Origin of the sequence: Pseudomonas sp. 2822-15 (assembly GCF_002742515.1) — a bacterium.
Classification (GTDB): Bacteria; Pseudomonadota; Gammaproteobacteria; order Pseudomonadales; family Pseudomonadaceae; genus Aquipseudomonas; species Aquipseudomonas salomonii.
The window spans coordinates 1-18,564 of sequence record NZ_LJRY01000174.1 but is presented as its reverse complement, the minus strand read 5'-3'; the positions used below and the strand labels follow the sequence as shown (position 1 = coordinate 18,564).

The following is an 18,564-nucleotide window of genomic DNA, read 5'->3' as shown; positions in this document are numbered from 1 at the left end:
CCATGAGCCAGCCCGCCGCTGAACCTGCCAGCTTGTCACTGTTAAACGTCAATGACATCGAAGTGATCTACGACGGCGCCATACTGGCGGTGGCCGGCGTCTCGCTCCACGTGCCCAAGGGCGCGATCGTGGCGTTGCTGGGTGCCAACGGTGCCGGCAAAAGCACCACGCTCAAGGCCATTTCGGGGCTGGTACGCGCCGAACGCGCCGAGGTCAGCCGCGGCGTGATCGAGTATGCCGGCCGCGACCTGGCCGGTATCGATCCCAGCCAACGGGTGCGCCAGGGCATGGTCCATGTGCTGGAAGGCCGCCATGTGTTCGGCCAACTGAGCGTGGAAGACAACCTGCGCAGCGGCGGCTTTGTGCGGCGCCTGAGCCGCAAAGACATGGAGCACGACCTGGAGCGTATCTACGCCTGGTTCCCACGCCTCAAGACCAAGCGCCACACTCGCGCCGGGCTGACCTCGGGCGGCGAGCAGCAAATGGTTGCCATTGGCCGCGCCTTGATGACCCGGCCCACATTGGTGTTGCTCGACGAGCCCTCCATGGGCCTGGCACCAATGATCGTGCAAGAGATTTTCGCGATCATCGCCCAGCTTAACCGCGAGCAGCAGGTGAGCTTCCTGATCGCCGAGCAGAACATCAATGTCGCGCTCACCTATGCCTCCCATGGTTATGTGCTGGATACTGGGCGCGTGGTCTTGAGCGGCAGTGCGGCTGAACTGCTGGCGCGCGGCGATTTGCATGATATTTATCTGGGTAAACAGTAAGGGCAATGTGCATGACTGAATCCATCCGCAACGCTGATGTGCTGATCATCGGCGGCGGCTTGAGCGGCACGATGCTGGCGGTGCAACTGCTGCGCCGGCCTGGCAAGCGGCAGATCCTGGTGATTGAACCACGCAAGGAGCTTGGCCGTGGCGAGGCCTACAGTGCCGTCGAACTGGGGCACACCCTGAACGGCAATGCGGCGCGCATGAGTGTCGACCCGGACAACCCCGATGACTTGACCCAATGGCTCACCGACTACATCGGCGCCGGGGGATGGCCGGAATCGGATCAGCAGCCTGTACCCATCAGCGAATTGTTCCCGCCACGCGGAATTTTTGGTGTGTATGCGCAGCAGCGGTTGGCAGAGGCCAAGGCGCTGTCGGCTTCGACGGTCGAGCATATTTGTGCCGAGGTGGTCGACCTGCAAGTGGATGCCGCCGCAACGTTGTTGACGCTGGATAACGGTCAACAAGTGCGCGGTGCTTACGCGGTATTGGCCACCGGCATGTTCCCGGCGGCGCGCACGCCGCAGACCGAGTCCAGCGGTTTGAATGCAGCAGCAGTGGACCCGTGGGACGTCAAGGCCATGCGCCAGATCGAGCCGCAGTCGACGGTGCTGATCATCGGTTCCGGGCTGACCATGGTGGACGCCGTGGTGTCTCTGGAACAGGCCGGCCATCGCGGCCCAATCGAGATTTTTTCACGTCACGGCCTGTTGCCCCATGTGCGGCGGCAACCGCCGGTGTGGGTGGATTTCCTGGCCGATGATCACCGCCTGCGCAGCCCTCGGCAATTGCTGCGTGAGGTGCGTCGTCAATGCCGCAGCGCGATCGAGCAGGGCATTGATTGGCAGGCGCCGCTGGACACGGTGCGCGCGCATATCGGCCGCTTGTGGAGCCAGGCCAGTGAGCGCGAGAAACGCCAGTTCGTGCGCCATGTAAGGCCGTGGTGGGAGAGCCATCACCACCGTTCGCCGCCGTTGAGTGCGCAGTTGGTGGCGCGGCTGCATGAAGAGGGACGGCTGAGGATTCAGGCGGCGTCGTTCAAGGGGCTGGTGGCGTCGGACAGCGGCGTGACGATCAAGCTGCGGCGGCGTGGCGAACAAGCCGTCACTCAGGTGTCCGGTGCGGCGCTGATCAACTCCAGCGGTATTGAGTACGACTGGCGGCGAGTGGCCAAGCCGTTGCCGCAGCAATTGCTCACGCGTGGGTTGATCAAGCCTGGGCCGCTGGCGTTGGGGATTGCGGCGGATGTGTCGGGGGCTGTGTTGGATGCTCAGGGGCAGGTCAGCCAGCGACTGTTTGCCATGGGCCCGCCGTTGCGCGGGATGTGGTGGGAGAGCACGGCCGTCACCGATGTGGCGCTCCAGGCCAAAGCCCTGGCCGCCAAACTCACCTCACTCTGAATGTGGGAGCTGGCTTGCCTGCGATGGCGGTGGGGCAGGCACAACTGTTTTAACTGACAGTCCGCTATCGCAGGCAAGCCAGCTCCCACCGTTGGATCTCCCTCTATTTTGAGGTTTTTACAAAGCCTGGCTTGAGGCCGAATACCTCAACACCTTCGGCGGTTGACTGTCCTGTGGTGACGTTAACCCGCTCCACCGGCTTATCCATCGCGGCTCGATATTCCACGGTCATGTCCGTCTGGATCGCCTGGCTTGGTACCACAATCGCCTGCGCATTGTTGTAGGTCACAATCGTCAACCGCGCACTCATCCCCAGCCGCACCCGCTGCAATTGCTGTGCGGTCAGTTTGGGGATCGACAAGGTGACCGGAAACTGCGCGCTGCCCTGGCTGTCGCTGGCAATCGCCAGGCCGCTGACCACGCTGACGGAGCCGGTCAGGCGCTCGCCGTCAAAGCCATCCCCCATCACTTCCACGGCCTGGCCCTGATGCAACTGGTTGATGTCCAGCTCCGACACCTTCGCGACAATTTTCAGCCGTTCGATATTGGCCAGCCCGAACAGCACCTGCCCCTGGCTGACCTTGCTGCCGGCCTGCACCGGTACGTTGTTATTGGCCCCGCCAGGCGAGGAATTATTGCTGCCCGGCGCCGGTACGACGATGCCGGAGAAGGGCGCCTTGACCTCCTTGCCTTCCAGCAGCTTATGCAAGGCGTCGTATTTCACCGTGGCGTTGGTCAACTCCATCTCGGCGATCTGGCGGTATTCGCCTTTGCCCTGATCCTGCGCCTGTTGCAATTCGCTGCGGGCCGCGGCGAGGTCCAGTTGCTGCTGCTGGGTCTGCTGCTTGAGATCGTCCAGCTCGTTGCGCGGGATGATGCCGCGCTTGAACAGGTTTTCACTCTCGGTGAGTTTGCGCTGGGTGTTGCCGGCGGTCATTTCTGCGGTGCGCAGGCTGCGGCGTGCACGGCTGACGGCGGGGCTGCTGTCCCAGTCTTGCATCTCTTGCACGGTGCGCCGCGCCTTGAGTTGCGCGGAGAGCGCATCGCGCAGTTGCACTTCGAGAGTCGCCGGATCCATGCGCAACAGCACCTGGCCGGCTTCGACGCGTTGGCCTTGCTCGACCAGGTTGGCGAGCACATTGCCGTCGAACGGCGCGGTGAGGGTGATGGTGGTGTCGGGTTCGATCTTGCCCACCAGGCCGATCTGGTGCACCAACGGGTCGGGCTTGACCGCCAGCCATTGCTCGGTCGCGGCGGGCTGGCGGGTGGCCGGGCTGCGCAGGGCAATGCCTGCGCCCGCCAACAGCACGATGATCAGGGCACCCAGCAGGTAGTTTTTATTAGTAGTCATTGAGGGCAATTTCCCAACTTTCCAGCGTCATGCCCAGGGTCAAATCGAGCTGGGTCTGGGCGTTCAGATAAGCGATCAGTGCATTGAGCCGTGCGTTTTCGGCATTGCGCAGGTCGGTTTCGTAACTCAGCACCTGGAAGTTGGTGGAGCGCCCGGCGCTGAGTTTTTCCCGCTCGATTTCGATCTTGCGCCGCGACAGCTCGACGGCACGCTGAGAGATTTCATATTGACGCCAACGCGTGCCCAGGTCGCGCACCACGTCGTTGACGCTGCGTTCCAGTTCCTGGCGCGCGTCGGTGATGCGGATCTCCTGATCTTCGACATTCACCCGCGCACGCACCTCGGCCTGGCGGGTGCTGATGTCGCCGATGGGAATCTGCACCTGCACCCCGGCGTAGCTGTTCCACGTGCGGTTATTGTTGTTGCCGCTGTCATTATTGCTGTAGGCATCGCGCAGCTGGTTGGCGCCCGCCACCAGGTCCACCTGCCAGCGCCCGGAGTCTTTGGCGATCACCAGGTTGAGGTCGGCCTGTTGGCTGCCGAGCAGGGCCGCGAGGTACTCCGGCTGCTGGGTCTGCGCCAGGTTGAAGGCCTGGCGTTTGTCGATGTTCATCGGTTTGGCGTCCAGGGCTTCGCTGGCGCGGATCGGCGTCGACAGGTCCAGCGCCAGCAGGCGCAGCAGGGCCAGGCGGCTGGTGTCGAGTTGGTTCTGGGCCTCTTCCACGCCCAGTTGCTGGGTGGCGATATCGGCTTCAGTCTGCACAATTTCGAACTCGGCCATGCGCCCGGCACTGATCAGCGCCTTGTTCACGTCCAGCAAGGTGTTGGAGCGCTTGAGCGCGTCCTGGACAATGCTCAACTGCTCCTGGGCGCGCAGCAGCTCACGGTAGGTGGCGATAATCTGGCTGATGGTCTGCGCCACGGTGGCTTTGAGGTTCAGGCGGTTGGCCTGCTCCGACAGGCGCGACAGACGCAGCGGCGCGGTGGTGGCGTCCCAGCCGCCGCCACGCATCAGCGGTTGGATCAGCGCCAGGTCGAGGCCGTCGCTGCGGTAGCGGCCGGCGCGGTCGGCGTTGTTCAACTGCTGGGTCCAGGCCATGCTCAACTGGGTGCCGTATTCACTGAGCAAGGTCGCTCGCGGCGCCAGGTTGGCATTGCGCGCGTTGTCGGCCGAGCCGCGACTTTGACGGTAATAACTGTTGAGGGAGAGCTTGGGGTTGAAGGTGTCTTCGGCCACCCGCAGGTCGAACTTTTGCGCCACGCGTTGCAGGTACGCGCTGCGGATCGCCGGGTTTTTGCGCAGGCCCAGGTACACCGCATCCCCCAGGGTCATGGTAGTGACCTGGTTATTGAGCGACACACTGCGGTCATACCCACTGCGGGTGGTGCTCGGCGCCGACGGGTTGATCACCACGTCGGTGGCCATGGCCGGCAGGCTTGCCAGGGTGAGTAACCACAGCCATTTATTCATCGCGCAGGGCCTCCACCGGCTGCAGCCGCGAGGCCGAGATCGCCGGGTAGATGCCAAAGAACAAGCCTACCAGCAGGGTGCTGCCCACCCCCAGTGGCAGGGCGGCGGCGGCCAGGGCAAATTCCCAGCCCGACAGCCAGGCGTAGAGCCACGCGGCGGTCATGCCCAGCACCGCACCGCACAGCGCACCCACTGCCGTCAGCGTGACCGCTTCGAGCAAAAACAGATTGCGGATGTCACGCTGGCGCGCGCCCAGGGCCATGCGGATGCCGATTTCGCGGCGGCGCTCCGAGACATTCATCAGCATCACGTTCATCACGCCGACACCGCCGCCGACCAGGGAAATCGCGCCCAGCGCCAGCAGCAAGTAGGCGAACGTGCGGCTTTGCCGGGTCATGCCATCGATCATTTGCTGGGGCACCTGAATGTCGACATCGTGGTCGGTGAGCTGGCGTTTCAAGGCAATCGCGGCTTCACCGGCGATGCGCTCCATGTCCTGGCCGGGCGCGGCGCGGATGATCACATTGCCGATCTGCGGCGTCGGGTAGATGCGCCGCATGCCTTCGGCGGGGATAAATAGCGATTCGTTGGCCTGCACCGGCATCAGCATCGCCCGGGGTTGGTTGTGCAATATGCCCACCACCAGAAACAGGTAATCGTTGATACGCACGCGGTCGCCCAGTTTCAGCGGGTCGCCTGGCGTGCCCAAGGCCTGGGCGACCTGATCGCCGATCACGCCGTAGGTTTCGTTGGCGTCGAAGGCGGATAGAAAACGCCCCTCCCGCAGGACCAGGCGCATGGCGTCCCTGATATCCGCGGTGCTGCCGACAAAGTTGGCGTTGGCCGTGCGACCGTGGAACACCAGCGGCCCGCTGAACAGGCTGAGCGCACCGATATGGGCAATGCCCGGCACCGCCTGGCGCACCGCGTCCAGGTCGAGGCTGGCGCGCATCGGCGTATTGCTGTTGCCTTTGGGCGGGAACTGGGCGATCAGGGTGTCGGTGCCCATGTCCTTGAAAATCATCGCCGCGTCCACTGCCGCGTTATGGCCGATATTGATCAGGGCCACCACCGACGAGCTGCCGATCACGATGCCCAGCAACGCCAGGATCGAACGTTTGCCCAGCGTGCGCAGGCTCACAAAGGCTTCATGCAGCAGTTGGCTCAGGCTCTGTTCGACCCGCTGGCTCATAGGCGCCCAGCCTCATGCACCACGCCATTGCGCACCAGGATCTTGCGCTCCAGGCGCTCGGCGATGTGTGCATCGTGGGTGACGATAATCAGCGTCACCTGCTGCTCGCGGTTCAGGGCCAGCAGCAGGTCCATGATCTCCTGGGCGGTGGTGCTGTCGAGGTTGCCGGTGGGTTCGTCGGCGAGGATCACCGACGGCTTGCCGACCAGCGCACGGGCAATCGCCACACGTTGGCGCTGGCCACCGGACAGGTCGGCGGGGCGGTGGTGGGCGCGCTCGGCCAGGCCGACTTGCTCAAGCATGCGCAGCGCCTGTTCCACCGACTCATGGCGCGACACGCCACGGTAACTGAGGGGCAGGGCGACGTTGTCCAGGGCACTGAGGCGTGGCAGCAGGTTGAAACTCTGGAACACAAAGCCGATCTGCTGGTTGCGGATCGCCGCCAGCTCATCCGGCGTGGCGCTGAAGATATCGTGGCCGGCAAAGTGGTACTGGCCGCCGTCGGGCAAGTCCAGCAAGCCAAGGATATTGAGCAGGGTACTTTTGCCGGAGCCGGAGGCGCCGAGAATGCCGCAGCTGTCGCCGCGGGCAATGGACAGGCACACGTCATTGAGAATCGACAGGTGTTGCCCGGCAAGCTGATAGCTTTTGCCGATGCCTTGCAGGGAGATCAAGCCTGGGTGCGCGGGGGTCTCTGTCATCATGACTACGCCTGCAGTCTCGACGCTATCGCCACGCCCCCGGCAAAGCCTTGTAACAAGTTCGGGAACTGCCTGATACGCGCCACGGACTGGTTTTATTTCTTGTTTTTAAAATATTGTTTGAATAGTAACCGCGTTCAGCGCGCTTCGCCAGCCATGGATGTAGAGCGGTTTTACCCTTTGCAACGATTTTGCAGTTGCGCGGTTACGCTATGCAAAAATGTGTTCGGCTAGCGTCTACAGGCCCGGTTACACGGGCTTTTAGTAGTATGGCGCACTGTCAGTACTTGCTTTCGACGGGCCGCCCCGGTATAAAAAATCAAATTATTTTTTAAAACAATATTTCCCACGTGGAACCTTTCATGGTCGCGAAGAAACTCAGCGCTCCAAACGTTACCAAGACTCGACTGCTGGATGCGACAGAGGCTCTCTTCATCAAATACGGCTATGACGCCGTGCTGCTCCGGCAGATTACCGAGCGCGCCCAGGTGAACCTGGCCGCTGTGAACTATCACTTCGGGGACAAGGACTCCCTGATGAAAACCCTGCTGATGCAACGTCTGGAGCCGCTCAATGAGCAGCGCCTTGAGCTGCTCGCGCGCTGTGAAGCCGAATCCGACGGCCCGCTCGATTGCGATACCTTGCTCGGCGTGCTGTTCGCCCCGGCTATGGGCCTGGAGCGCAGTGACCCGGCCAGCGGGGAAGGGCGTTCATTTATTCGCTTCCTGGGCCGGGTGTACAGCGACACCTCGCCGTTTATCCAGGAATACCTCAAGGTGCATTACCAGCCCGTGTTCCAGCGCTTCTTCGAAGCCTTCGCCCTGGCCTTGCCGGATCTACCGCGCAATGAACTGGGGGTGCGCCTGCAATTCGCCCTCAAGGCGATTTCCGGGGTGATGGCCGGCACCGAGCTGCGCCTGCTGATGAACTCCATGAGCCTGGGCCGCCCGGCCACCGATGCCGAGGTGATGGCCAAGCTGATCACCCTGGTCTCAGCGGCGATTCGTGTACCGCAACAAAGTCCCGAAGCCGAAACCGCGTTGGCCAAGGTGCTCGACACCCAGCGCGCCATTCGCGAACAAGCCGCAACGCCATCCAGCAAAGCCGCGCGTTAAACCCCAAATCCAAGACAAAAAAAACCCGCTGGGGCGGCGGGTTTTGATGTGCAACGTTTGTAACGGATGAGGCTTCACCCTACGTCTGCGGATGTGAATAAATCGTGAAAAAAATGTGAGAAAAAGGCGGATGGCCGCAGATTTACCAAAACTTCGGTATTTGTCGGATTTTCCCTGCATGCCTGCCGTTTGTCGCCACCGTCTCAAGCGCCTTGTTTACCTTATCCGTCGCGCTGTTCCTGCGCGGCTCTGACCCAGTTCAAATCTTCCAATGACTCGCCGTCTTCGCTAACCGCCCCCGCATCGCCTCCACATTCCCCGCCAACTGCAACGTCAACAACCGATACCCATCCAACGCACTTTGCACCGGCGCTTCAAGCGCAGCGTCATCCGCCACCTGGGCAGGCCGCTCCAGCCGCTCGGTAAACCCGGACTTCAACGCCCGCGCCATCCCCACCAGCTGCACCCGAATCTGCCGATGCTCGGCCTTAAGCATCACTTGCATCCGCGCCATCGCCTGTTCATCACGCGGATCCGGCCGGGTATTGCCGAGAATCTCCAGGGTGCTGATGCACATGCGCAAATGCCGTTGGATCGCGTCCAGTTCGGTCATGGAAATGCGCACTTCCTTGGACACCGACGGCATCAGCGAGCGCAGTTGCAGCATCGCCGCGTTCAGGCGGTTGAGCAGCTTGAGGTGTTCATCGTCCGTGACCGACTGGCCGCTGATGATGCGGCTGTAAATCGCCGCACAATCGCGCAACGCGCTGGCCAGGTTGTAGCGCCAGGAATACACCGCGTACAGCGGCAGGGCGAAGGAAAACGCCAGCGCCAGCACAATGCCGATAAGGATATCGACGGTGCGCCACAAGCCATCGGAGATCGGGTTGTCGCCGTGGCCGGCAACAATAAACACCGTGATCGCCGACAGCAGCGCGATGTAACCGCCCTTGCCGATGGCGTGATAGGAAAAGAACCCGCACACCACGGACATCAGCAAGTAGGTCAGCAGCGGTATGCCGAAATAGGCCTGTTGCACCACCAGCAGCAGGCCTACACTGGCACCGATCAGGGTGCCGTAGGCACGCTCCACGGCTTTTTTGCCGATATTGCCGTGGTGCTGCAGGCCACCGATCACGATCAGCATGGTCACCGACGCCCACTCGCCGTGGGGCAGGTTGATGCCGGTGGTGAGCAGGATGGTCGCCAGCAAACCGATGGACACGCGCACGGCGTGGATCAGCTTGGCATGGCGGTAACGGCGGTACGGGTCGAGCAACGGGCGCAACAGGCGCCGGGCGAAGAAGGGCAGGTTCATCGGTATTAAAGTGGCCTCGGTAGTCGGGGTGGACCAGATCGAATGCGGGAGCCGGGCTTGCCCGCGATGCAGGCACCTCGGTCTTTCAGTCAGACCGCAGTGATGCTATCGCAGGCAAGCCAGCTCCCACATAGCGCTGTTTATGTCTTCAGAAAATGTAATCCGTGGTCAGGAAACTCGAATCACGGTTGCGCAAGATATCGCTGACCAACGCCTTGTTGCTCTCCTGGAACTTGGTCGCCACCAAGGTGCGGATCGAGAACACGCGCAGGGCGTCATGCACCGACAGCGTGCCCTCGGCCGAGTTCTTGCGCCCGTTGAACGGGAAGGTGTCCGGCCCGCGTTGGCACTGGGCGTTGATGTTGATACGCCCGACCTGGTTGGCAAACGTATCCACCAGCCGACCGACTTCCACCGCATTGGTGCCGAAAATGCTTAGCTGCTGGCCGAAGTCCGAGTCCAGCACGTACTCGATCACGGTTTCCAGGTCACGGTACGGCACGATCGGCACAACGGGGCCGAACTGTTCCTCGTTGTAAACGCGCATCTGCGGGTTCACCGGGTACAAAACCGCGGGGTAGAAGAACGAACCGCGACTTTCGCCGCCATTGGGGTTCACCACGTTGGCGCCGTGCTGCTCGGCATCGGCCACCAGTGTATTGAGGTAATCGACCTTGCCGACTTCCGGCAGTGGCGTCAGCGATACACCGTCTTCCCACGGCATGCCGGGTTTGAGCGTGGCCAGTTTGCTGTTGAATTTCTGAATGAAGCTGTCGACCACATCTTCGTGCACAAACAGGATTTTCAGCGCGGTGCAGCGTTGGCCGTTGAACGACAAGGAGCCTGTGACCGCTTCGCTCACGGCATTGTCCAGGTCGACCTCGGGCAGCACGATACCGGGGTTTTTTGCGTCCAGGCCCAGGGCTGCGCGCAAGCGGTGCGGCTTTGGATGCAGTTTTTTCAGGTCGCTGGCGGCCTTGTTGGTGCCGATAAACGCAAAGATATCGATTTTGCCGCTGGCCATCAGCGCGCTGACGGTTTCGCGGCCGCTGCCGTAGATCACGTTGATCACGCCGGCCGGGAAGCTGTCACGGAACGCTTCCAGCAACGGGCGAATCAGCAGCACGCCGAGCTTGGCCGGCTTGAACACCACGGTGTTGCCCATGATCAGTGCCGGGATCAGCGTGGTGAAGGTCTCGTTGAGCGGGTAGTTGTAAGGCCCCATGCACAGCGCCACGCCCAGTGGCACGCGGCGGATCTGGCCGAGGGTGTCCTGTTCCAGCTCGAAGCGGCTGGAGCGGCGGTCGAGTTCCTTGAGGGCGTTGATGGTGTCGGTGATGTAGTCGCAGGTGCGGTCGAATTCCTTCTGCGAATCCTTGAGGTTCTTGCCGATTTCCCACATCAGCAGCTTGACCACCGCGTCCCGTTGTTCGCGCATGCGCCGCAAAAAAGCTTCGACATGCTGGATACGTTCGGCCACGCGCATCGTCGGCCATTCACCCTGGCCGCGGTCGTAGGCGCGCACCGCGGCGTCCAGGGCGGTGAGGGCGGTGTCGGCGTCCAGCAGCGGCGTGCTGCCGATGTGCACGCGCTCATCGCCCAGTTGCACCGGGCTCTGCACTTTGGCGAGCGGGCCGTTCCACACCTGCAACTGGCCGTCGACCAGGTAATCACGCTGTTCGATGGGCGCTGCCAGGCGGAATTGCTCGGGAATGTCGCTGGCGGCGGTGGGAAACAGCTGGGCGAGCAGGTTACTGGTGGTCATGTCGCTACCCCTGGAATAGTTGCAAAACATGACTAGAGAGTCACCCATCCAAGGGCTGTGTGGCAAGCGCCAGACGCGTTACAGCAGCGCACCGGCCAGTGCCACGCCCAATGCTGCGCCGATCTGTCGCGCCGTATTGAGGATGCCGGCGGCAATTGCGGCCTGTCCCGGCGGCACCGCATTCATCAACGCGGCCGTGGCGGCAGGGGTGATCAGCCCGGCGGCAAGGCCAATCAGCGGTAGGGGCACCACCATCAAGGCGTAGTCGGGCGTTGTGCCGCCCATCAACAACAGGCCAAAACCGGTCACGTAGAGCATCAGGGCGCCACCGATCAGCCTGCGGCTGCCAAAGGCGCGCACGCACTCGCCGGCCATCAGGCTGCCGATGCTCACCAGCACCGTCAACGGCAGGAACGCCACGCCGGTGCGCAGCGGTGAGAGGCCCAGGGTCCGCTGGAAATACAGGCTGAGTACAAACATCAGCCCATACAGCAGCAGCGCCGACAGCAGTGACACGGCCACACACAGGCTGAACACGCGGCTGCCAAACAGCTGCACGCTGAGGCGCAGCCAGCCTGCGGCGCGGGGCTGTCTGGCACTGGCGGCAAGGCGCGCGCTGAGGCCGACAGCGATCAACCCCAATGGCAGGTTGACCAGGAAGATACTGCGCCAGCCCAGCGTCTGGATCAGCACGCCGCCCACCAACGGCCCAGCCGCCATGGCAATGCCGCCGCAGCCGGCCCACAGGCTGATGGCCGTCGCGCGGCCTGCGGGGTTGCCTGCATACGCCTGATTGATCAGCGCCAGGGACGCCGGCACCAGCAACGCTGCGCCGACACCTTGCAGCCCCCGCGCGGCCACCAGCAGGTTGATGTCGCCGGCCACGCCACACAGCAGCGAGGCCAGGGTAAACACCAGCAAGCCGGTCATATACAGCCTGCGCGCCCCAAAGCGATCCGCCATCGCACCGCCGGCCAGCAGCAGGCAACCAAAGGTCAAAGTGTAGGCGCCGACCACCCATTGCAGTGCGCCGGTGTTGCTGTGCAGAGCCATCGCGATGGGGTCCAGCGCCACATTGACGATGGACGTATCGAGGATCACCAGTACATAGCTGAGGCTGGTCGCGGCCAGCACCTTTCGTTGTGGCATGCACACCTTCCTTGAAAAGACACAGGCGGCGAATCTAGCGCGCGGCACGGGGCAGATGCTTCGACGTTGATCGAAGCATGCTCGCCTGCGTCACGCTTATACTGCGCAGGTCCCGTTGGAGAGCCGCCATGTCGAACCCATCCACCTTTACCGAGGTTGCCGCACTGCTCGCCGAGCCCGCCCGCGCCGCGATGCTGTTGGCATTGTTCGACGGGCGCGCGTTACCTGCGGGTGAACTGGCCTTTGCCGCCGGCATCACCGCGCAGACCGCCAGCACCCACCTGGCCAAATTGGTCGCCGGTGGTTTGCTCGCCTGCCAAACCCAGGGCCGGCATCGCTATTACCGCCTGGCCGGGGAGCACGTGGCCCAGGCGATCGAGTTTCTCAGTGCGATTGCGCCGTTGTCGGCGATCGTGCTCAAACCCCAAAGCCGCGAGGCCCAGGGGCTACGGTTTGCGCGCTGCTGCTACAACCACCTGGCCGGGCAGTTGGGCGTCGCGGTGACCCAGGCACTGGAAAAGCGCCATTACCTGCGCGCCGTCGGCGATAAACACTATGAAGTGCTGCCCGCAGGCGCAGCCTGGTTGCAGACCCTGGGCATCGAATCAAGCGCCTTGAAGCCTGCGCGCCAATGCCTGGACTGGACCGAGCGCACCCATCACGTGGCCGGCCCGCTCGGCGTGCAATTGCTCAGTGCCTGGTGCGATGCCGGTTGGTTGCGCCGCGCCAAGGATTCGCGTGCGGTGCGGGTCACGCCCAAAGGCTGGGCGCAGTTCAAGGCGCAATTGGGCCTGGAACCGCGTGATCTGGAAAACTTGAGCACAAGCCCGCGTGTGCAAGGCTTGTTGGGGTAGACTGCGCGGCTTTTCAGAAGGAGTTCACATGAGTCACTACCAGCCGGGCATTCTTGCCGCACCGGTGCCGTTGCAGGCACGCCATCTGTTTTTTGCCGTTGACGTATCGGCAGCCGTACCCGCCGCGTTGGACGCGTTGGTGCAGTTGACGGATGCGGGCGCAGTGGTCGGTTTTGGCGAGCCGCTGGTGACTTCGCTCGGCGCGCACATTGAAGGGCTGCGCGCATTCCCCACGGTCACGGGCCCCGGCGCACATAACCCGTCTACTCAGCAGGCGTTGTGGGTGTGGCTGCACGGTGTGGATCGCGGTGAACTGCTGCTGCGCAGCCGCGCATTTGAAAAAGCCCTGGCCCCGGCATTCCGGCTGGTGCAGATGACCGAAGGCTTTCGCTACAAAACCGGCTTCGATCTGACCGATTACGAAGACGGCACCGAAAACCCCCACGACGACGCCGCCGTCGAAGCCGCCCTGACCGACAGCGGCGCCAGCTTTGCCGCGATCCAGCAATGGCAACACGACCTCGACGGTTTTGCCGCGTTGCCCGCCCAGGCGCGTGACCACATCATCGGCCGCCGCCATGGCGATAACGAAGAGCTGGACGACGCCCCCGAATCCGCTCACACCAAGCGTACCGCCCAGGAAAGTTTTACCCCGCAAGCCTTTGTAGTGCGCCGCTCGATGCCGTGGGCCGAGAACGGCCAGGCAGGGTTGATGTTCCTGGCGTTTGGGCATTCCTTCGATGCGTTTGAAGCGCAACTGCGGCGCATGAGCGGGTTGGAAGACGGGATTGTGGATGGGTTGTATCGGATCAGTACGCCGTTGACCGGTGGGTATTACTGGTGCCCGCCGGTCAAGGATGGGCATTTGGACTTGAGCGCACTCTCCCAGGCCGCCACTCTCTAAAACGGTGGGAGCCGGCTTGCCTGCGATAGCATCAACTCGGCCTGCATGAAACACCGAGGTGCCTGCATCGCAGGCAAGCCAGCGCCCACCGTTTGATTTGTGCGAGTGCCTGGATCACGCCCCGCACTGCGCGTTCGCAAACACGAATAGTTCTAATGGTGCCGTTCGAGGTGCCGAATAAAACGCTGGGGATTTGGCGGTGTGCGAGTTTCTGGTGGCGCGCCTGGGTGAAGAGGCGGGCGTGGCCCAGGCCGGTGAGTACCTGGCCGGGTGGTTGGGCAGTAAGTTGATCGTTGAATGACGCCGGCAAACATGAAAATTCGGACAGCCAGGCAATTGGCCACTGAAAAAAAACCGCCCAGCCCGTAATCTAATGGCTTTTGTCACCTGTGCGGATTGTTCATGTCTTCTGTTGCCGATGGGCTGCCTTCCAATAAACGCTTGCCGGCGGTGATCGCCTTGTCTTTGGGCATTGGCATGGCAACCCTGGACACCGCCATCGTCAATACGGCGCTGCCGACGCTGGCACAGGGTATCGGCACTGATTCGGCCTCGGTGATCTGGGTGGTGAACGCCTACCAGCTGGCGATTATCGCCACGGTGCTGCCGTTCGCGTCGCTCAGTGATGTGCTCGGCCACCGGCGCGTGTACCTCGGCGGTTTACTGCTGTTTATTGTCTCGTCGCTGTTTTGCGGGTTGGCCGGTTCTTTGCTGACTCTCACCGCCGCGCGGGTGGCCCAAGGGCTGGGGGCGGCGGCGGTGATGAGTGTCAACACGGCGTTGTTGCGGCATATCTATCCGTCAAAAATGCTTGGTCGCGGCCTGGGCTATAACTCGCTGGTGGTGGGGCTGGCCTTCACGCTGGGGCCGACCGCCGCGTCGGCGATTCTGTCGGTGGCGAGCTGGCATTGGCTGTACCTGATCAACGTGCCGCTGGGGCTGCTTGCCCTGGGGTTGGGCCTGCGTTCATTGCCGACACTGCCGTTGACCGGCCACGCGTTCGATCGGTGGTCGGCGCTGTTGTGTGCCGGCCTGTTCGCGCTGTTGGTACTGGGCCTGGGCACGGCGGTGCATGGCGCCCAAGGCACACTGACCCTCGGTTTGATTGCGCTGGCGATGGTGTGCGGTGCATGGCTGTTGCGCCGTGAGGTCGGTCACCCGGCGCCGATGCTGGCTGTGGACTTGTTCAAGCGCCCGGTGTTTGCGCTGTCTTCCCTCACGGCCATCTGTGCGTTCAGTGCTCAGGGCCTGGCCTTTGTATCACTGCCGTTTCTGTTGCAGGCGGTGCTCGGTCACAGCCAGGTGGCAACCGGTTTTCTGATGACACCATGGCCTGCGGTGGTGGCGGTGATGGCTTTGGTGGCGGGGCGTCTGGCGGATCGTGTGTCGCTGGGGCTGTTGTGCGGCATTGGTTTGCTGATGCTCAGCGCGGGCATGGCAGCGTTGGCGACCTTGGGCAGCGGTGCCGGCGCCTTTGATATCGGCTGGCGCATGGCCTTGTGCGGCGCCGGTTTCGGTTTTTTCCAGTCACCCAACCTCAAGGCGATCATGACCAGCGCGCCGTTGGCCCGCAGCGGTGGGGCCAGTGGCATTGTCGCGATTTCACGCTTGCTGGGGCAAACGCTGGGGGCGTCGTTGGTGGCGTTCTGTTTCCACCTCTCTCTGGGCAGCGGCCCGCAGTACGCGCTGTGGCTGGGCTGTGGGTTTGCGCTGGTGGGCAGTGTGGCCAGTGGGCTGCGCCTGTTGCCGTATAAACACAAGGTTTAGCCCTTGTAAAACACGCGGCGGCAACGCTAACGTGGCGGCCTGAATATTTCGGGATGTTTCAGATTTATGTCCAGCCTGGCCCTACGCACTGCTGATACCACCTCCCGACGTGCCGCACTGACCCTCGCGTTATGCCTGCCCAGCGATGTGTTGCTGTATTTGCTGCTGCCCATGGAATCCCAGGCCTTCGGCATCACCCTGGCCCAGGCCGGGGTGTTGCTGGCAGCCAACCGCCTGGTGCGGATTTTCGGCTACCGCCATGTATTGAATTTCTACGCCCGTAATGGCGACCGGCTGACCTGCATGATTGCCGCCGGTGCCGCCACGGTGTGCGCCTTGGGTAACTCGATGCTGTCAGGTTTTGCCGCTTTGTTGGGGCTGCGGCTGATCTGGGGCCTGTGTTTTGCCGCGCTGAACCTGTCGACCCAAGTGCTTGCCACTTCTGAGCCTGCTGGCGCGGCGCGCAGGGCAGGGCGCTCCAGGGCGGTGATCGCCCTGGGGCCGATGCTGGCACTGCCGCTGGGTGGCTGGCTGACCCTGTGGGCCGGGCCGCGACCTATCTTCCTGATTCTGGCCGGCTGCTGCCTGGCGGGCCTGTGGGTGGCGCGTGGTTTGCCCACCGCCGGGCATGATTTGCACAGCACCGGGCGGCGCTTCAAGTGGCCGGACAGCGTGGCGGTGTGGTCGTTTATCGAAGGTGTGGCGTTGGACGGGCTGTTTATCTTCGGCTTGTCGATCCAGGCGCAGAAGATTCTTGGCGGCGATGCGGTTCTGATCGCCGGCGGCCTGATGGCCCTGCGCTATGCCTCGGAGATGCTTCTGAGCCCGCTGGGCGGGCGTGCGGCGCAGCGTTTTGGCGCCACCTCGATGCTGCTGTTGTTTTCGTTCTTGAGTGCCTTGGCGCTCACGGCATTTGGCAGTTACTGGGTGATCGTCGGCGCGGCCGCTGTGCTGGTGCTGCGCGCCTTGCAACTGCCACTGGTGACCACCTTGGTGGCCGAGCGCAACCCTGGCTCAATGCGCGTTTCGGCGTTGGCCTCCAACGCGGTATGGCGTGACGTCGGCGCCGGCCTTGGGCCGCTGATGGCGGGGTTGCTGCTGCCGGTGGCGTCGGCGCCGTGGGTGTTTGGCCTGGCGGGCGCGGCGATTGCCGTCAGCGCCGTGTTCTGCTGGCGCGCGAAGGTTTCCAGCTGATTATGGTTTTTTAAAGCCTTCCAGCCAGCTGGCGTCGAAGCGGGTTTGGTCGGTGTCGATCCCCAGTGCCTGCATTTTCGCTCGATGGGCTTGCATCTCGCCGACCAGTTGCGCCTGGGCGCTGGAGTTGGCGTCCAGCTCATGCATCTGCGTCAGCCCCAGGTGATAAAAACGCAGGACCTTGAGGGCGGTGGGATCGTTGGCTTGCACGCGTTCCTTTACCGTATGCATCACATTGGTCACGCGCATCAGAGTGCGCTTGAGCCGCCAGCCGTACACGGCAGGCGCCAGCCATGGCTGGGTCCAGAATGGGCCGCGCACCAGGGCGACGGTGATCAATACCCCGGCGAATACGCCGCCGACGTTGAAACGAAAATTGTCGCCGCCGGGTTCGCCGAACAGCATCACCGCGAGGGTCGACAGCAGCATGGCCAGGGCCATGAACAGCACGGCGATGATCAGCGTGCTGCGGCGGGTTTGTTGGCGGAAGGTGGCGGGGTCGCAGGGGTTGAGCTCGAACATCCGGGTCAGGTCTCAAGAAAGGCGGGGTGGCATCTTCGCATGCTTTGGGCAAACAAGTTGAACCATGGCTTGGGGTGGTTTCTCTAAATCTGTGTAGCCCTTTTGAGGTAAGCCATCATGTCTGAGTACAAGCAACCGCCGCCGGGTACACCCAACCCTGACCGTACGCCGGGAGAGGAGGAGCGCGACAACGATGCGTTGCGCCCCAATGACCCGGCCGAGCGTCAGGACGATGATGTTGAGCGGGTTGAGGAAGACCTTGAAAACCTGCATGACAGAGCGCGTCCGCTATAGGTTCAGGAGGTGACTGTGAGTAATCATCCAAAAGGCCCGGGTTCGGGCGAGCATGCCAGCGGCGAGGATGAATTGGGGTTTGATCCGGATTCGCCTGATGTGTCGGACCCGCAGGTTGATCCTGTTGGGCCGGCGATTGCGCCGTTGGATAAGGACAAGGCGCAGCGCAAAAAGGTGGATTATGATCCGTTGGGGGATCTTAAGAAGCCTGGGTGATTTTGGTTTGGTGTACATATCCGTTGCTGCGGTAACGGCTACTTAGGGTTCCGCCCTGACGGCGGGTCACTTTTGGCAAACGCCCCAAAAGTAACCAAAAGGTCTGTGCCCCACCACTCGGTGCCTCGCCTAGGCTCGGCATGCCAGAACGAAGGCTTGAATCCGTGGGCCGCCGCGATGGGCCATCCTTGGCCCAGCGCGGCTAACCCGGCGTCCTGCCGGGTTACCCACGGATTCAAGCCTGCGTTCGGCCATCGTGGTTGACGGGGCGCCTCAGATCAAAAGCAGATCAAGATCAAAAGCAGAGCACGGCGGCCTGAAAGCCGACCTGAGTGGTTAAAGCAAAAGGTAAAAGCAGATTTGGAAACACCGAAGGTCTGCTTTTCTGTGGGAGCTGGCTTGCCTGCGATGCAGACACCTCGGTATATCAGGTACACCGAGTTGATGCCATCGCAGGCAAGCCAGCTCCCACCTTTTGACCGAGTATGGCTGTGCTGTTGCTGTTGCTGTTGCTGTTGCTGTTGCTGTTGCTGTTGCTGTTGCTGTTGCTGTTGCTGTTGCTGTTGCTGTTGCTG

Annotated in this window: 17 protein-coding genes; 9 read left to right on the top strand and 8 right to left on the bottom strand. The window is 62.6% G+C overall.

The genetic code is table 11. The features are described 5' to 3' along the window. Positions 1 to 2: 2 nt before the first annotated feature. Positions 3 to 770, top strand: coding sequence for an ABC transporter ATP-binding protein (locus AOA59_RS08970; RefSeq protein WP_065931038.1), 768 nt, complete (start codon positions 3 to 5; stop codon positions 768 to 770). An 11-nt stretch (positions 771 to 781) separates the two neighbouring features. Continuing rightward, a complete protein-coding gene (locus AOA59_RS08965) occupies positions 782 to 2,176 on the top strand; it encodes an FAD/NAD(P)-binding protein (protein WP_099486922.1) in 1,395 nt (464 codons plus the stop codon). Positions 2,177 to 2,279: 103 nt separating this feature from the next. On the opposite strand, the gene AOA59_RS08960 is transcribed toward AOA59_RS08965, so the two are convergent. Genes AOA59_RS08960 through AOA59_RS08945 form a run of 4 tightly spaced genes read right to left on the bottom strand, consistent with a single transcriptional unit; the run spans position 2,280 to position 6,894 of the window. Continuing rightward, the gene (locus tag AOA59_RS08960) at positions 2,280 to 3,527 is read right to left on the bottom strand and encodes an efflux RND transporter periplasmic adaptor subunit (protein WP_099486920.1); all 1,248 of its coding nucleotides are present in this window, start codon (positions 3,525 to 3,527) and stop codon (positions 2,280 to 2,282) included. Next, positions 3,517 to 4,998 carry a TolC family protein gene (locus AOA59_RS08955; RefSeq protein ID WP_065931035.1) on the bottom strand — a complete coding sequence of 494 codons (1,482 nt, stop codon included), beginning with the start codon at positions 4,996 to 4,998 and terminating at the stop codon, positions 3,517 to 3,519. Before AOA59_RS08955 ends, AOA59_RS08960 begins: the two co-directional genes overlap by 11 nt. After that, positions 4,991 to 6,190 carry an ABC transporter permease gene (locus AOA59_RS08950; RefSeq protein WP_099486919.1) on the bottom strand — a complete coding sequence of 400 codons (1,200 nt, stop codon included), beginning with the start codon at positions 6,188 to 6,190 and terminating at the stop codon, positions 4,991 to 4,993. The genes AOA59_RS08955 and AOA59_RS08950 overlap by 8 nt, the downstream gene beginning before the upstream one ends. Further along, positions 6,187 to 6,894, bottom strand: coding sequence for an ABC transporter ATP-binding protein (locus AOA59_RS08945; protein ID WP_065931033.1), 708 nt, complete (start codon positions 6,892 to 6,894; stop codon positions 6,187 to 6,189). The genes AOA59_RS08950 and AOA59_RS08945 overlap by 4 nt, the downstream gene beginning before the upstream one ends. 359 nt (positions 6,895 to 7,253) lie before the next feature. Here AOA59_RS08945 and AOA59_RS08940 point away from each other — a divergent pair, with 359 nt between their 5' ends. Continuing rightward, positions 7,254 to 8,006 (top strand): TetR/AcrR family transcriptional regulator, encoded by a 753-nt coding sequence (locus tag AOA59_RS08940; protein WP_065931032.1) that lies wholly within the window; start codon positions 7,254 to 7,256, stop codon positions 8,004 to 8,006. Between the two features lie 259 nt (positions 8,007 to 8,265). Here the strand turns inward: AOA59_RS08940 and AOA59_RS08935 are convergent, their stop codons facing one another. The 3 genes from AOA59_RS08935 to AOA59_RS08925 all read right to left on the bottom strand — a co-directional run bounded on the left by AOA59_RS08935 (position 8,266) and on the right by AOA59_RS08925 (position 12,238). After that, positions 8,266 to 9,324 carry an FUSC family protein gene (locus AOA59_RS08935; RefSeq protein WP_069788250.1) on the bottom strand — a complete coding sequence of 353 codons (1,059 nt, stop codon included), beginning with the start codon at positions 9,322 to 9,324 and terminating at the stop codon, positions 8,266 to 8,268. Positions 9,325 to 9,472: 148 nt separating this feature from the next. Continuing rightward, entirely contained in the window at positions 9,473 to 11,089 is a 1,617-nt protein-coding gene (locus AOA59_RS08930) for an NADP-dependent glyceraldehyde-3-phosphate dehydrogenase (protein ID WP_056858524.1), read from the bottom strand. 78 nt (positions 11,090 to 11,167) lie between these two features. Then, a complete protein-coding gene (locus tag AOA59_RS08925; RefSeq protein WP_099486917.1) occupies positions 11,168 to 12,238 on the bottom strand; it encodes an MFS transporter in 1,071 nt (356 codons plus the stop codon). A gap of 128 nt (positions 12,239 to 12,366) precedes the next feature. Between AOA59_RS08925 and AOA59_RS08920 the strand changes: the two genes are divergently transcribed. From AOA59_RS08920 to AOA59_RS08900, 4 genes are all read left to right on the top strand, one after another. Then, complete coding sequence (locus tag AOA59_RS08920) at positions 12,367 to 13,092, top strand: helix-turn-helix transcriptional regulator (protein ID WP_099486914.1); 726 nt, start codon at positions 12,367 to 12,369, stop codon at positions 13,090 to 13,092. A gap of 28 nt (positions 13,093 to 13,120) precedes the next feature. After that, positions 13,121 to 13,996 (top strand): Dyp-type peroxidase, encoded by an 876-nt coding sequence (locus AOA59_RS08915; RefSeq protein WP_065931028.1) that lies wholly within the window; start codon positions 13,121 to 13,123, stop codon positions 13,994 to 13,996. A gap of 402 nt (positions 13,997 to 14,398) precedes the next feature. Continuing rightward, positions 14,399 to 15,763, top strand: coding sequence for an MFS transporter (locus AOA59_RS08905; protein WP_065931027.1), 1,365 nt, complete (start codon positions 14,399 to 14,401; stop codon positions 15,761 to 15,763). Positions 15,764 to 15,829: 66 nt separating this feature from the next. Beyond that, positions 15,830 to 16,957, top strand: coding sequence for an MFS transporter (locus AOA59_RS08900; RefSeq protein WP_056858533.1), 1,128 nt, complete (start codon positions 15,830 to 15,832; stop codon positions 16,955 to 16,957). On the opposite strand, the gene AOA59_RS08895 is transcribed toward AOA59_RS08900, so the two are convergent. Continuing rightward, on the bottom strand, positions 16,958 to 17,479 hold the full coding sequence (locus AOA59_RS08895) for a DUF3087 domain-containing protein (RefSeq protein WP_099486912.1): 522 nt from the start codon (positions 17,477 to 17,479) through the stop codon (positions 16,958 to 16,960). Between the two features lie 117 nt (positions 17,480 to 17,596). Between AOA59_RS08895 and AOA59_RS32650 the strand changes: the two genes are divergently transcribed. Both AOA59_RS32650 and AOA59_RS08890 read left to right on the top strand, forming a co-directional pair. After that, a complete protein-coding gene (locus tag AOA59_RS32650) occupies positions 17,597 to 17,773 on the top strand; it encodes a hypothetical protein (protein ID WP_163005435.1) in 177 nt (58 codons plus the stop codon). Between the two features lie 15 nt (positions 17,774 to 17,788). Beyond that, on the top strand, positions 17,789 to 17,989 hold the full coding sequence (locus AOA59_RS08890) for a DUF6021 family protein (protein WP_099486911.1): 201 nt from the start codon (positions 17,789 to 17,791) through the stop codon (positions 17,987 to 17,989). Positions 17,990 to 18,564: the final 575 nt, after the last annotated feature.

Excerpts from the sequence above, each read along its gene's own strand:
- AOA59_RS08930 (WP_056858524.1), bottom strand. The coding sequence starts at position 11,089 with ATGACCACCAGTAACCTGCTCGCCCAGCTGTTTCCCACCGCCGCCAGC.
- AOA59_RS08895 (WP_099486912.1), bottom strand. The coding sequence starts at position 17,479 with ATGTTCGAGCTCAACCCCTGCGACCCCGCCACCTTCCGCCAACAAACC.
- AOA59_RS08905 (WP_065931027.1), top strand. The coding sequence starts at position 14,399 with ATGTCTTCTGTTGCCGATGGGCTGCCTTCCAATAAACGCTTGCCGGCG.
- AOA59_RS08950 (WP_099486919.1), bottom strand. The coding sequence starts at position 6,190 with ATGAGCCAGCGGGTCGAACAGAGCCTGAGCCAACTGCTGCATGAAGCC.
- AOA59_RS32650 (WP_163005435.1), top strand. The coding sequence starts at position 17,597 with ATGTCTGAGTACAAGCAACCGCCGCCGGGTACACCCAACCCTGACCGT.
- AOA59_RS08960 (WP_099486920.1), bottom strand. The coding sequence starts at position 3,527 with ATGACTACTAATAAAAACTACCTGCTGGGTGCCCTGATCATCGTGCTG.
- AOA59_RS08970 (WP_065931038.1), top strand. The coding sequence starts at position 3 with ATGAGCCAGCCCGCCGCTGAACCTGCCAGCTTGTCACTGTTAAACGTC.
- AOA59_RS08965 (WP_099486922.1), top strand. The coding sequence starts at position 782 with ATGACTGAATCCATCCGCAACGCTGATGTGCTGATCATCGGCGGCGGC.
- AOA59_RS08935 (WP_069788250.1), bottom strand. The coding sequence starts at position 9,324 with ATGAACCTGCCCTTCTTCGCCCGGCGCCTGTTGCGCCCGTTGCTCGAC.
- AOA59_RS08915 (WP_065931028.1), top strand. The coding sequence starts at position 13,121 with ATGAGTCACTACCAGCCGGGCATTCTTGCCGCACCGGTGCCGTTGCAG.
- AOA59_RS08955 (WP_065931035.1), bottom strand. The coding sequence starts at position 4,998 with ATGAATAAATGGCTGTGGTTACTCACCCTGGCAAGCCTGCCGGCCATG.
- AOA59_RS08920 (WP_099486914.1), top strand. The coding sequence starts at position 12,367 with ATGTCGAACCCATCCACCTTTACCGAGGTTGCCGCACTGCTCGCCGAG.
- AOA59_RS08940 (WP_065931032.1), top strand. The coding sequence starts at position 7,254 with ATGGTCGCGAAGAAACTCAGCGCTCCAAACGTTACCAAGACTCGACTG.
- AOA59_RS08900 (WP_056858533.1), top strand. The coding sequence starts at position 15,830 with ATGTCCAGCCTGGCCCTACGCACTGCTGATACCACCTCCCGACGTGCC.
- AOA59_RS08945 (WP_065931033.1), bottom strand. The coding sequence starts at position 6,894 with ATGATGACAGAGACCCCCGCGCACCCAGGCTTGATCTCCCTGCAAGGC.
- AOA59_RS08925 (WP_099486917.1), bottom strand. The coding sequence starts at position 12,238 with ATGCCACAACGAAAGGTGCTGGCCGCGACCAGCCTCAGCTATGTACTG.